Below are 12,642 nucleotides of genomic sequence, written 5' to 3'. Positions count from 1 at the left end.
AATTATGGTCAAAATTTTCACATCATAAAAATTAAAATAATGGAGGAAATATGGAAATTCATAAATTATTGAGAAAACTCCGTGTAGAAAGAGGGCTTTCTCAAAAAGAGTTATCAAAGGGAATAATAACTAGAGAAACTTTTGTGAAATACGAAAATGGCAAAACAAATATTCCATTTTTTGTTTTAATTGAATTACTGGAGAAGATGAATTTAAGTTTAGATGAATTTATTTTTTATTTAGACAAAGATATCCTAAGAGAAAAGAATTGGAGTTTAAAGAAATTAATAAAGAAAATCAGAGAAGACAAATCAATTTCTCAACATATGTTGCAAGCACTTCGAAAAAAAGCCAGAAATACAAATAATATAGTAGATATCAGGAATTATTTAGTTGCTAAGACGATCGGTTGGTATCAATTAGCAGATAGCGAAAGAAAACTAAACAACTCTGATAAAGAATATCTATCCGAGTTAAAAAATTATTTGGAAGCTGTTGATGATTGGGGAAGATTTGAAATGGCAACCTTTACTACTCTTTTATTTGTTTTTGAAACAAATTACATAAACGGTAGATTATCAGACATTGAAAAAAAAATAGAAAAAAATAAAGATTTTGAGATTTTTCATTCCATATTGATTGGTATGTATAACAATGCTTTTTTATTAATGCTCGAACGAAAAGAAACCGTTTTAGCTAAAAAATATTTAGAGAAGATAGCTGATGTTCGTCACAGACTGTTATTTTTTGGAGATACAGGTGTTTACTGTAATTTTTATAAATTACTTTTCGATCATTTAACAGAAGAATCTGGACGAGCAAATGATTTATTAGAATATTTTCAAGGATTAAAAATGATTGGTTCACATAACCTATCTAAACGTTTCAAAGACGACTTAAAGAAATTTGAGCTTATTTACAATATCACACCAATAATTTTTGTAGATTAATCATTGTAGGTAAGTAGTAAAAATGGGAACAATCACTGTGAATTTAAACAATTATAATCTTTATTATGTATGTAGAAAAACGGTGAAACAACAATAATGAATAAAAAGAAGATATTTAATGACCAAGTAGTAATAGATTCCGTTAAAATAAACAAAAATAAGGAGTTGAAAGGCAATAAATTACACTGAGCTATCAGTTACAGGACTCACTTTTTCTGAGTTAAACTGAGAAATTGGATACTAAAAAGTACTAAAGCTAAAAATTTAGAAGCTTTAGTACTTTTTATTTTCTCTTTATTTCTGTCTTCATATTCCTACCAACTGATACATGAAAAACTGTGACGACGTTTGCTACAATATTTTCAGAAAAAATCAAACCAACTTTGTTTATTGTTCTTTCTATATATCAAATTATCCCCTACCTTATGGAATTTTCAGCCACTTTTAGTAGAAGAGTGGAAAACTCAGGTAGAAATAGGTCGCTTTTTCTCTCTTTAGAAGGTTGATAAATCCCTAGTTTTACTGAGTTTTGCTATCATTTCCGATACATCTTGAATTCTAAGAATAGATCATTATAGATGCCTAGGTATTTCGATCCTAGATCTTCGTAGACTTCAAGATGAGAGATCGTGTCATCAGATGGATAAAATTGTTCGTCCGACGAAATGTCTTTTGGCAATAACGTTTTTGCTTTTTCATTTGGTGTAGAATAACCAATATACTCTGCATTTTGTGCCGCGTTTTCCGGTTCTAGCATAAAGTTGATGAAATCATAGGCACCTTCTTTATTTTTCGCGGTTTTTGGCATAACAATATTATCAAACCAAAGATTGGACCCTTCTGGTGGGATCACGTAATGTAAATGTTCATTTTCCCACATCATATCGGCAGCTTCACCAGAAAATGTTACTGCCACGGAAGCTTCTTCATTGATCATATACATTTTGATCTCATCAGCCACGATTGCTTTGACATTTGGTGTTAGATGATTCAATTTATTTGCTGCTTCTGTCAGCTGTGCCATATTCTTACTATTCAAAGAATAGCCTAAACTATTCAAAGAAAGCCCCATAACTTCTCGTGCACCATCAATCAGCATCAAACTGTCTTTCAATTCCGGCTTCCACAAATCATCCCAATGCTGGATTTGATCTGCATCAAAGAATTTATCATTATATACGATCCCTAAAGTTCCCCAAAAATATGGAATCGAATATTGATTAGCTGGATCAAAATCCAAATTTAAAAATCGTGGATCGATATTATTTAATCCTTTGATCTTTGAATGATCTAAGGGTAGCACTAGTTTTTCTTTGATCATTTTTTGGATCATATATTCACTTGGAATAGCGATATCGTAGTTTGTTCCGCCTTGTTGGATTTTTGTGAACATCGCTTCATTAGAATCAAATGTTTCATAATTTACTTTGTACCCATATTCTTTTTCAAATTTCGTGATCAAACTAGGATCGATATAATCTCCCCAGTTATAGATCGTCAGTACCTTCGCTCCACTCATGCCACTTGTTTTTTCAAGTTGGCGTACACCAAGCAGCAGCACCGCAATAATGATGAGAATACCTAAAAACAGAGATTGTAATTTTTTCATCGTAGCCGTGCCACCCCCTCGCGTACTCTTCTGTTTTTCTTCAACCGTTTTGGACGGTTCTCTTTACTAATGAAGTAGTAACCAATGACCAATATCATGGAGAACAAGAAAACTAATGCACTTAGCGCATTGATTTCTAAACTGATTCCTTGTCTTGCACGAGAATAAATCTCTACTGAGAGCGTCGTAAAGCCATTTCCTGTGACGAAAAACGTAACCGCAAAATCGTCAAGAGAATAGGTAAATGCCATAAAATACCCAGCTATGATCCCTGGAGAAAGATAAGGCAAAATGATATTTTTGACTACTTGCAAATTATTAGCACCAAGATCTCTAGCCGCATCAACCATTGAATCGTTCATTTCTTGCAATTTTGGCAAGACCATCAAGACGACGATTGGAATGCTGAAAGCAATATGGGAAAGCAATACACTCTGAAAACCTAATCCGAATCCTAGTAGTGTAAAGAAAATCAAGAAACTAGCACCGATAATAACATCAGGAGAGACTAATAAGATGTTATTCATGCTCAACAACGCTGTCCGTGCACGTCGTTTCTTCGTGTAATAGATCCCCATAGCCCCAAATGTCCCGATGATCGTGGCGATCAATGCAGATAAGAAAGCCAGCATGAACGTATTCAATACGATAATGATCAAACGAGTATCTTCAAAAACAGCTTCATAATTTTCCCAAGTAAACCCTGTAAAGCTGTTCATCGTTCCTCCTTCATTGAAGGAATAAAAAATCAGATAGAAGATCGGTGCATATAAGAATAAAAAGACGATCCCTAAATAAAGATACGACCATTTAAATTTTTTCATTTATGAGCGACCTCCTTTTTTCTTCTCGCCTGTCAGGAGCATCACGATAAACATAGCAATGATTAAAATCACACCGATTGTAGAACCCATCCCCCAGTTTTGCGTAACCAAGAAATGCTGTTCGATAGCTGTTCCTAAAGTGATCACTCGGTTTCCACCAATCAGACGAGTGAGCATAAATAAAGAAAGAGAAGGAATAAAGACTGCTTGGACACCGCTTTTCACACCATTTAATGATAATGGAAAAATCACTCGTCGGAAGGTCTCAAAGCTATTCGCTCCTAAATCTCTGCTGGCACTGATCAAAGAAGGATTCATCTCTTCCAGTGCATTGAAAATCGGCATAATCATAAATGGAATCTCGATATACGTTGCGACGAACAAGAAACTGAAGTCTGTGAACAATATCTGTTTCGGTCCGATCCCGATAAAGTCAAAGAAATGATTCACGCTGCCGTGAACACTGAAAATCCCAATAAATGCGTAAGCTTTAAGCAGCAGATTCACCCATGTAGGTAAAATAATCAACATCAGCCATAATTGTTTGTGCTTCAGTTTTGTTAAAAAATAAGCAGTCGGGTAACTGATGATCAGTGTAAAAAACGTAATCAAAAATGCATACCATACAGAATTGATCGTCATAGAAAGCGATGTCCCCGACGTAAAATAAGATAGATAGTTATTCAGCGTGAATTGCCCATTCATATCAAAAAAAGATTGATAAATGATCATTAATACAGGCGCGATCACGAATAAACCGAGCCACAAAATATAAGGGACGGAATAGATCCTGCGCATTGTTTTCATTCTTGTCCCCCCTATTCTTCGTAACTGTCAAGACGTGCATCGAATTCTTCTTCAGACTCGTTGAAACGCATGACATGGATATCTTCTGGCTCAAAGGCCAATCCTACTTTGCTTCCTTCTTTAGCTTTTTTCGTCGAATGGACCATCCATTCATTTTGCTGTTCATCATAACAGATGATTTCATAATGGACACCACGAAACAGCTGAGTATCGACCGTTACGACTAACTTTCCTTTATCTGGTGTCGTGATTGTCAAATCCTCTGGGCGTAAAACAACTTCAACTGGCTCATTCGGGCGCATCCCGCCATCGACACATTCAAATTGCTTACCAACAAATTCAACTAGATTATCTTCGATCATCACACCGTCCACGATATTGCTTTCCCCAACAAAATCAGCAACGAAATGATTGATTGGCTCATCATAAATATCTACAGGCGTACCACTTTGGACGATTTTCCCTTTATTCATGACAAAAATCTCATCACTCATCGCCAACGCTTCTTCTTGATCATGAGTCACAAAAATAAACGTGATCCCTAATCGTTGTTGCAGATCCCGCAGTTCATACTGCATATCTGTACGTAGTTTCAAATCAAGCGCCGATAACGGTTCATCTAGTAGCAATACTTTAGGTTCGTTCACGATTGCTCGTGCAATCGCTACACGCTGTCTTTGACCACCAGACATTTCACTGATCTCCCGTTTCTCATATCCAGGAAGCTGGACCATACGCAATGCATCTTTTACCTTCTTTTCGATATCAGATTTGGACATTTTTTTGATCTTCAATCCAAAAGCAACGTTATCAAAAACATTCATATGAGGAAAAAGTGCATAATCTTGGAAGACGGTATTTACTTGTCGCTTATTAGCGGGCAAATCATTCAACCGTTCCCCTTCAAAATAGATGTCCCCTTCTGTAGCTTCAGTGAATCCAGCTATAATACGTAGGATCGTTGTTTTACCACAGCCGGAAGGACCAAGCAGTGTATAAAATTTTCCTTGTTCGATCTCAAAACTTACTTTTTTTAATACTGTTTCATCATCATAGCGTTTCACTACTTGATCAAATGAAATGATTGGTTTCCCCACGTTTTTACCCCCTATATTACAAATATGATTGTGTCGCGACAATCAATACTTTTGTTCGTTTTTTGAGATGATTCCTTAATTGATGTTGTTTTGTCGCTTGATAATAGATCGACTGTCCTGCTTTTGCCACATAGACCGTCTCTCCTAAGCTTAACTCTAATTCCCCTTCTAATACAAAAATAAACGTTTCAGATAATGAAGGTTCAAACGTCTTATATTCTCCTGCACCTTCAAAAGTTAGTAAGACAGGCTCCATTTCTTTTTCATTCGAATCAGCCACCAGCCATTCCAATTCATACCCGTTTTCTTCATCGGAATAAACCGTATGATCTTCTTTTGAATAAACCACTTGCAGATTCGCTGCTTCTTGATGAAAAAATTCTTCTGGAGTGACACCTAAGACTTCAAGAATAGAAAAGAATGTTTCCATTGATGGTGAACTTAAATCTCGTTCCAACTGGGAAATATACCCTTTTGACAAATCTGTGCGTTCGCCTAGTTCTTCTTGTGTCAAATTCTTTTGGATGCGCAAATTTCTTAATTTCTCACCAATTTCCATAATTTCCTCCGTATGAAGTTTTCTAATAGTAAACTTCTGGTTTACTACCACTCGTATTAGTATACGAATTTTATTGCAAAAGGCAACCCTTTTTAAAATTTTTTTTGCTGAATATTTCTTTATCTTTTCGAATCATTTCTACTTATTCGATTCTTTCTTTTTTCTGCCTCTTTCACCTAATTTTTGTCTAAATTTAAGGAAGAACCAGAATAAAAAAGGAGGCTTTGTGGTATGATAAAAGAAAATTTTTAAAAGGAGTGTCTCACGAATGAACGCTTTTCGATCTTTTCAGGTAATAAATGAACCTGTTTTCCATACAGCAATCAGTGATCTGCCATTTACTGAATTGGCTGAAAATGAAGTCTTGGTAAAAATTGCCTATTCTGATGTCAATTATAAAGATGCATTGGCAATGAGCGAGTCTGGTCAGGTGATACGAACCTATCCGATGACTCCAGGGATTGATTTATCCGGAACTGTCGTCCAAAGTAAAGATTCACGTTTTTCAGAAGGAGATCTTGTACTTGCTACTGGTTTTGGGCTTGGTGTCACCTATCCAGGCGGTTACAGCCAATACCAAAAAGTACCAGGAGACTGGTTAGTCCCTCTACCGAAAAATATGACGCTGCGTCAAGCGATGATTTTTGGTACAGCAGGGTTTACTGCTATGTTGTGTGTGAACGCTTTAATCCGTCAAGGCATAACCTCCAATAAAAAAGTTGTCGTTACTGGTGCTTCTGGCGGTGTAGGCAGTGTAGCTGTCGCCCTGTTACATAAACTCGGATTCCAGTCAATCATTGCTTTTTCCAGAAAAGAAGAGTCTGTCACATGGCTAAAAAGCCTAGGTGCTTCTCAAGTCGTACGACCTGATGAATTTCTGCCAGAAACAACAAAAACTTTAGGAAAACAGCAAATCGATGCTGTCATCGACACAGTAGGTGGTGAGCAACTAAGTAGTCTTCTTCCATTGATCTCTTATAACGGTGTAGCAGCTTTATGTGGCAATGCAGGGGGAATCAAACTAAACACGACCGTTTTGCCTTTTATTCTGCGAAACATCCAATTGATTGGGATCGATTCTGTCAATGTACCTATTGAACAACGTCCTTCTTTATGGCAACAGATGGCAGATTTGCAGATGGCAGATGATCTAGTCGTCCAAGAAGTTACTCTGGAGCAGTTACCTGAAACAGCAACTAAACTACTTGCTGGGACACATCAAGGAAGAACACTGGTAAATGTAGGTGACCAAAAATGAAGGTTCTGATCACAGCTGGAGGGACAACTGAAAAAATCGATCAGGTACGTGCTATTACGAATCATTCGACAGGACGATTAGGACAAGCTTTAGCTAATCACTTAGCTGCCAACCCAGATACCACAGTCGATTACGTGACTACGAGACAAGCACTGAAACCGGAAAGACGTTCCAATATAACGATCTATACGATCGAGTCTGCCCAAGACTTGTTTTTACAATTAGAAGCACTCACAAAAAAAGAACACTATGATGCAATTATCCACAGTATGGCAGTCAGTGATTTTACTCCTGCTTTTAGTTTTTCAGAAGAACAGTTGGCAAAAAAACTACCCGCTTCTTCAACACAAGAAGAACTGGCCAACTGGTTTGCAGAAAATGAACAAATAAAGAACTCTGCTTCAAAGATCTCTTCTGACACCGAGCATCTTGTGCTCGTTTTGAAGAAAACGCCAAAAATCATTTCTTATCTGCGTGAATGGCAGCCGAAAGCGAAAATCATTGGTTTCAAACTATTAGTAGATGTACCAAAGGAATCTCTTCTTACAGTCGCCAAAAACAGTCTGATAAATAACAAAACTGATTTTATTTTCGCAAATGATTTGACAGAAATCCATGGCGAGACACACCACGGTTATCTCTTATCTAAAGATGGGACAGTGGAAGAAGCACAAAGCAAATCTGAGATTGCTGCATTGATTACTGAAAAAATTAGATTGGAGGAATCAAAATGAAAAAGATCTTATTAGGCGTTACCGGAAGTATTTCTGCTTACAAAAGCGCCGATCTTACAAGTCAATTTGTCAAATCAGGTGTCCAAGTAGATGTGATTATGTCTCAAAGTAGCACACATTTTATCACGCCATTAACCTTGCAATCTCTGTCGAAGCGAGCAGTCCATACAGATGTCATGCAAGAATCAAATCCACAGGTGATCAATCATATCGAACTAGCCAAACAAGCTGACTTGTTTCTAATCGCACCTGCTACGGCGAACATTGTCGGCAAGCTAGCAAACGGCATTGCAGACGATCTCCTTTCAACAGTCGCAATGGCGCTTCCGATGGGAACACCAAAACTGATTGCCCCTGCCATGAACACGAATATGTATCAAAACCCGATCACTCAGCGTAATCTGGAAACATTGAGATCTGTCGGCTATCAGGAAATCGAACCAAAAGAATCTCTTTTAGCTTGCGGAGATTTTGGAAAAGGTGCCTTAGCTGATATTCAGACGATCATCGAACAGGTCATGCTGACTCTTAACGAAAGAAATGCTTAGTGAAAAAGGAGTACTTATGAAAAATACAAAAAACTTTACTTTGACTGCGATGTTTTTAGCTATTTTGATTTTATTAGCTGTTACGCCTCTAGGTTTTATTCCTATTGGACCAATAAATGCAACAACCATGCATATACCTGTAATCATTGCTTCGATCGTTTTAGGACCAAGACTAGGTGCTTTTCTTGGCGGTACATTTGGACTGATCAGTATGATTCGAAGTACGGTTATCCAAACACCTTTGTCTTTTGTCTTTTCTCCGTTCATCCCAGTCATCGGCACTGAACATGGAAGCTGGAAAGCCTTGTTGATTGCGTTTATCCCTCGGATCTTGATTGGTGTTGTTCCTTATTTCGTTTATAATGGTCTGCGCAAACTGATGAAACAAAAAGCTGATACCGTCTCTTTATTCTTAGCAGGACTTGCCGGCTCATTGACCAATACGATTTTAGTGATGAATATGATCTACTTTTTATTCCAGCAAGATTACGCCAAAGTCCTCGGGACAAATTTAAACGCTGTTTATTCAGCTATTCTTGCAGTTATTTTTACAAGTGGCGTACCTGAAGGAATCGTCGCTGGTCTTGCGACTGCGGCAGTATGCAATGTCTTGTTAAGATACTTCAAGCGCCCTTCTCTTCATCACTGATAGTCATCGTAGCCGATGTCTGATTTTTTTCTCTTTTGGTGTTACTATTAATTAGTAAGATTTGACGTCGAAAGGATGATCCAAATGAAAATTTTTGTTGTAGGTGCAAACGGACAGATTGGCCGACACCTGATAAAAGATTTAGCTTCAAGTTCCCACGAAATTTTTGCTGGGGTAAGAGATGTCGCTTCCCAGACATTAGTGAAAAAAGAGAATGTTTCGTATGTCTCTTTTGATTTGACTTGGTCCGTGGAAAAAATGGCTGAAGCATTCAAAGGTATCGATGTATTGATTTTTGCTGCCGGTTCTCAAGGAAAGAATCTTTTGCAAGTAGACTTGGATGGTGCAATCAAAACAGTTATCGCAGCTGAAAATGCGCATGTCTCTCGCTATCTGATGGTCAGTGCTGTTTATGCAGATGAACCAGCAAAATGGCCTGAGTCCATGACAGATTATTATATTACTAAACATTATGCAGATGAATGGCTGAAACGAACTAACTTAGATTTTGTCATTCTTCAACCAGTCACATTGACGAACGATGAAGAAGTCACCTCCATTCAATTGACTAAGCCTAATGAAAAAGCAGCCAAAACGATTACTCGTTCTACAGTTGCTGCTGTACTTGCCGCTCTTGTGGAAGAAACGGATATTTCCCGTACGACTCTAGTGCTTTCTGAAGGTAGCCAAGAGTTGAATACAGCATTCCAAGAATGGGCAAAGGAGGAATAGATCCATGCGTGCCATTTCAATCAAGCATCCTGGTTCTGTAGATGTATTAGAACAAATAGAAGTGCCTGTTCCTGAACCAAAACAAGGCGAATTATTGATAAAAGTTCATACAGCAGCGGTCAATCGAACAGATATCATGAAAAGAGAATCAGTCTCTTTAAAACCTCCCTACCCTATTTTGGGTGTCGAAGTAGCTGGAGAGGTAGTTGAGAATAAAAGTGATATCTCCACTTTTACTCCTGGGACAAAAGTGTACGGATTAGTCAATCTAGGTGGTTATGCTGAATATGCTGTGATGCCTGCCGATCGAGCAATCCTTCTCCCTGATACGTTAGATTATGTTTCTGCTGCTGGAATCTCAGAAGTTTTTCTGACTGCTTATCAAACACTTTATTGGCTTGGAAAATTACAAGAAGGCGAAACTGTTTTGATCCACGCAGGAGCAAGTGGTGTTGGAACAGCAGCGATCCAATTAGCTAGACAACTTTCTCACGCGAAAATCATCGTTACTGCAGGATCAGAAGAAAAGCTCGCCTTTTGTAAAGAACTTGGTGCAGATGAATTGATCAACTATAAAAAACAAGATTTTCAAGAAGAGGTAAGAAAAATCACTGATGGTCGAGGAGTCGATGTTATCTTGGATTTCATCGGCGCTTCTTACTGGGAAAAGAATTTAGCTTCTATAGCCGTTGATGGCCGCTGGGTCTTGATTGGTATGCTTGGCGGAACCATTGTGCCTGAGATAGACCTTGGTGTATTAATTGGGAAACGCGTCCAACTTCTTGGTACATTATTGACACCTAGAAGTGATCAGTATAAAGCAGAGCTCGCACAAACTTTTATGGAAAAAGCGGGGCCTTTTCTAGAAAGTGGCAAGATTCGGCCAATCATTGACCGTACATTCCAATTCAGCGAAGTCAAACAAGCGCATGAATATATGGAAGCAAACAAAAACATCGGAAAAATCATTTTGAAGATAACTGAATAAAACCATGCTGATCAAAAAAGAGGCTGGGACAGAAGCGTTTAACTCCAAGAAATAAGAAGGAGTTGCTTCTGCTTCCGCCGTTTATACGTGTTTAGAGCGTGAGACAAAAGTGTTCTTTACTTTTGTCCCACGCTCTTTTTCCGAACAAACGGTGTTCAAAAGCTTGCATCTGCGGTAATAAGTCCAACCAAGTCAAAAACATAAGAAGCTATTTTTACTTGGCTGTTCTTATTACTTGATGCAGGGCAGCTTTTTCACAACCTCTTTTTATTTACGTTCTATTTCATTCATTTTCCGAAGCAAACCGAGCTGCTTGTATGCCCGCTTGTCGCCCAAAAATAATGATTTCTGCAACTGAGTTTCCACCGATCCGATTGTCTCCATGTAAGCCACCTGTGACTTCTCCGGCAGCGTACAACCCGCTGATTGGCTGATTTTCTTTATCCAATACTTCGGTATTCGTATTGATTTTCACGCCACCCATCGTATAATGGATCCCTGGCGCGATTTTGATTGCATAATAATTTGGAGACGATAGATCATGTTCCATGGCTGTGGCACGATTGAATTGAGCATCTTTTTTCTCCGCAACATCCGCATTCCATCCATCAACTGTTTTTGCTAATGTTTCTTTTGGCAAATCAATTTTTTCTGCTAATTCTTCCATTGTTTTTCCAGTTGTGACATATCCTTTTTGGTCATAAAATTCGATGGCAGTAGCACGATCACGCACGCCTTGATCAAAAATCAAATACGCTGATTTTTCAGGCAACGCTGTGATGGCTGCAGATACTTTATCCCTTGTATCCATTTCATTCACAAATCTTTTTCCTTCTTGATTCACCAAGATTGCTCCTTCTCCGCGAACCACTTCACCGATCAAGATTCCCTCATCCTGTTGCACGGTTGGATGAATTTGTATTTTATCCATGTCAACGGTTTGTCCGCCTAACTTTTCGATCATGGTAATACCATCTCCAGTTGATCCTTCTTGATTTGTCGTAATATAATCAGCTAAATCAGGACGATATCTTTCAATAAATTCTTTGCTAGCACCAAAACCGCCTGTAGTGACGACGATTGCTTTACCGGTGATTTTTTTTGGTTCTTCTCCTTGGACATGTACAGTCACTTCATTGACTGTTTCCCCATTTTTCTTAATATCTGTCACATCTGTGTTGACAAAAATCGGTATTTTTCGCTCATGGACGCTGTTCAATAATCCATCCACTAAATATCCACCGATAGCCGAGCCATCAGACGGACGATGCGTCCTCTTCTCACTCATCCCTCCAGTGATCGTTAAATTATCTAGTTTGATCCCATTTTGATCCAACCAATCGATTGCATCAGCAGAGTGATCGACAAAGTAACGAAGCATTTCTTTATCATTTGTTCCTCCACCACCTTTTAGCGTTTCTTCATAGAATGCCTCATTTGAGTCTTCGATTCCCTCTTCTTTTTGGAATTTGGTTTCAGAAGCGTTCATTCCGCTTGATGATTTAGACGTATTCCCTCCGGCAACAGGCATCTTTTCGAAAATCACTGGGTTCAAGCCAGCATCTTTTGCTTCGATAGCGGCTGCCATCCCTGCACCGCCGGCTCCCACGATTACGATATCATAAGATTCTTTCATTTCTTTTGGATCAGTATATGCTTGTTCAGAAGCACCTGATGACACTTCGGCAGATTCCTTCGTACTAGAACTTGTCTGTGCTGTATTTTTCTGATCTGCGCCACATGCACTCATGGCAAGAAGCGAAACCGCCGTTAATAAACCAACAACTAATTTTTTCATGTTTATCCCCCTTTTCTCTTTATACCTATATTAAGTGATTCTTTTCACAATATCAACTCTGTTTTTCTTTAAGACATATAGTTTTGGTA

General features: G+C 38.3%; 13 protein-coding genes. 7 read left to right on the top strand and 6 right to left on the bottom strand.

The genetic code is table 11. From position 1 onward, the window contains the following. The first annotated feature begins 50 nt into the window (after positions 1-50). Positions 51-950: a helix-turn-helix domain-containing protein gene (locus IGJ53_RS03475; protein ID WP_438749584.1), complete on the top strand. Its 900-nt coding sequence runs from the start codon at positions 51-53 to the stop codon at positions 948-950. Between the two features lie 535 nt (positions 951-1,485). Here the strand turns inward: IGJ53_RS03475 and IGJ53_RS03470 are convergent. The 5 genes from IGJ53_RS03470 to IGJ53_RS03450 are packed head-to-tail and all read right to left on the bottom strand — an operon-like array spanning position 1,486 to position 5,846. Further along, positions 1,486-2,559, bottom strand: a complete 1,074-nt coding sequence (locus tag IGJ53_RS03470) for an ABC transporter substrate-binding protein (protein WP_438749582.1) — start codon at positions 2,557-2,559, stop codon at positions 1,486-1,488. Further along, entirely contained in the window at positions 2,556-3,383 is an 828-nt protein-coding gene (locus IGJ53_RS03465; RefSeq protein WP_002308417.1) for an ABC transporter permease, read from the bottom strand. Before IGJ53_RS03465 ends, IGJ53_RS03470 begins: the two co-directional genes overlap by 4 nt. Further along, entirely contained in the window at positions 3,384-4,190 is an 807-nt protein-coding gene (locus IGJ53_RS03460) for an ABC transporter permease (RefSeq protein ID WP_002287038.1), read from the bottom strand. It lies immediately after the preceding gene. An 11-nt stretch (positions 4,191-4,201) separates the two neighbouring features. Then, positions 4,202-5,287 carry an ABC transporter ATP-binding protein gene (locus IGJ53_RS03455; RefSeq protein WP_259741716.1) on the bottom strand — a complete coding sequence of 362 codons (1,086 nt, stop codon included), beginning with the start codon at positions 5,285-5,287 and terminating at the stop codon, positions 4,202-4,204. Positions 5,288-5,303: 16 nt separating this feature from the next. Next, the gene (locus IGJ53_RS03450; RefSeq protein ID WP_259741715.1) at positions 5,304-5,846 is read right to left on the bottom strand and encodes a helix-turn-helix domain-containing protein; all 543 of its coding nucleotides are present in this window, start codon (positions 5,844-5,846) and stop codon (positions 5,304-5,306) included. A 268-nt stretch (positions 5,847-6,114) separates the two neighbouring features. Between IGJ53_RS03450 and IGJ53_RS03445 the strand changes: the two genes are divergently transcribed. The 6 genes from IGJ53_RS03445 to IGJ53_RS03420 all read left to right on the top strand — a co-directional run bounded on the left by IGJ53_RS03445 (position 6,115) and on the right by IGJ53_RS03420 (position 10,755). Further along, positions 6,115-7,104, top strand: a complete 990-nt coding sequence (locus IGJ53_RS03445; protein ID WP_010732066.1) for an oxidoreductase — start codon at positions 6,115-6,117, stop codon at positions 7,102-7,104. Further along, positions 7,101-7,838 carry a phosphopantothenate--cysteine ligase gene (locus IGJ53_RS03440; protein WP_259741714.1) on the top strand — a complete coding sequence of 246 codons (738 nt, stop codon included), beginning with the start codon at positions 7,101-7,103 and terminating at the stop codon, positions 7,836-7,838. Before IGJ53_RS03445 ends, IGJ53_RS03440 begins: the two co-directional genes overlap by 4 nt. Beyond that, complete coding sequence (coaC, locus tag IGJ53_RS03435; RefSeq protein ID WP_010732065.1) at positions 7,835-8,386, top strand: phosphopantothenoylcysteine decarboxylase; 552 nt, start codon at positions 7,835-7,837, stop codon at positions 8,384-8,386. Before IGJ53_RS03440 ends, coaC begins: the two co-directional genes overlap by 4 nt. A 16-nt stretch (positions 8,387-8,402) precedes the next feature. After that, complete coding sequence (locus IGJ53_RS03430) at positions 8,403-9,035, top strand: ECF transporter S component (RefSeq protein WP_010732064.1); 633 nt, start codon at positions 8,403-8,405, stop codon at positions 9,033-9,035. A gap of 84 nt (positions 9,036-9,119) precedes the next feature. Further along, positions 9,120-9,767 carry an NAD(P)-binding oxidoreductase gene (locus IGJ53_RS03425; protein WP_259741713.1) on the top strand — a complete coding sequence of 216 codons (648 nt, stop codon included), beginning with the start codon at positions 9,120-9,122 and terminating at the stop codon, positions 9,765-9,767. A gap of 4 nt (positions 9,768-9,771) precedes the next feature. Then, positions 9,772-10,755 carry an NAD(P)H-quinone oxidoreductase gene (locus tag IGJ53_RS03420; RefSeq protein WP_024635605.1) on the top strand — a complete coding sequence of 328 codons (984 nt, stop codon included), beginning with the start codon at positions 9,772-9,774 and terminating at the stop codon, positions 10,753-10,755. Positions 10,756-11,038: 283 nt separating this feature from the next. On the opposite strand, the gene IGJ53_RS03415 is transcribed toward IGJ53_RS03420, so the two are convergent. Continuing rightward, on the bottom strand, positions 11,039-12,553 hold the full coding sequence (locus IGJ53_RS03415; RefSeq protein WP_002375305.1) for a flavocytochrome c: 1,515 nt from the start codon (positions 12,551-12,553) through the stop codon (positions 11,039-11,041). Positions 12,554-12,642: the final 89 nt, after the last annotated feature.

The organism is Enterococcus sp. DIV1283b, from assembly GCF_051710965.1.
Classification (GTDB): Bacteria; Bacillota; Bacilli; order Lactobacillales; family Enterococcaceae; genus Enterococcus_B; species Enterococcus_B lactis.
Note: the sequence above shows the minus strand (reverse complement) of the source record. Positions and strands in the feature narration are given on the sequence as shown.

Coding starts and splice junctions, on each gene's coding strand:
- coaC (WP_010732065.1), top strand. CDS start 7,835: ATGAAAAAGATCTTATTAGGCGTTACCGGAAGTATTTCTGCTTACAAA.
- IGJ53_RS03420 (WP_024635605.1), top strand. CDS start 9,772: ATGCGTGCCATTTCAATCAAGCATCCTGGTTCTGTAGATGTATTAGAA.
- IGJ53_RS03440 (WP_259741714.1), top strand. CDS start 7,101: ATGAAGGTTCTGATCACAGCTGGAGGGACAACTGAAAAAATCGATCAG.
- IGJ53_RS03445 (WP_010732066.1), top strand. CDS start 6,115: ATGAACGCTTTTCGATCTTTTCAGGTAATAAATGAACCTGTTTTCCAT.
- IGJ53_RS03450 (WP_259741715.1), bottom strand. CDS start 5,846: ATGGAAATTGGTGAGAAATTAAGAAATTTGCGCATCCAAAAGAATTTG.
- IGJ53_RS03465 (WP_002308417.1), bottom strand. CDS start 3,383: ATGAAAAAATTTAAATGGTCGTATCTTTATTTAGGGATCGTCTTTTTA.
- IGJ53_RS03470 (WP_438749582.1), bottom strand. CDS start 2,559: ATGAAAAAATTACAATCTCTGTTTTTAGGTATTCTCATCATTATTGCG.
- IGJ53_RS03415 (WP_002375305.1), bottom strand. CDS start 12,553: ATGAAAAAATTAGTTGTTGGTTTATTAACGGCGGTTTCGCTTCTTGCC.
- IGJ53_RS03460 (WP_002287038.1), bottom strand. CDS start 4,190: ATGAAAACAATGCGCAGGATCTATTCCGTCCCTTATATTTTGTGGCTC.
- IGJ53_RS03430 (WP_010732064.1), top strand. CDS start 8,403: ATGAAAAATACAAAAAACTTTACTTTGACTGCGATGTTTTTAGCTATT.
- IGJ53_RS03475 (WP_438749584.1), top strand. CDS start 51: ATGGAAATTCATAAATTATTGAGAAAACTCCGTGTAGAAAGAGGGCTT.
- IGJ53_RS03425 (WP_259741713.1), top strand. CDS start 9,120: ATGAAAATTTTTGTTGTAGGTGCAAACGGACAGATTGGCCGACACCTG.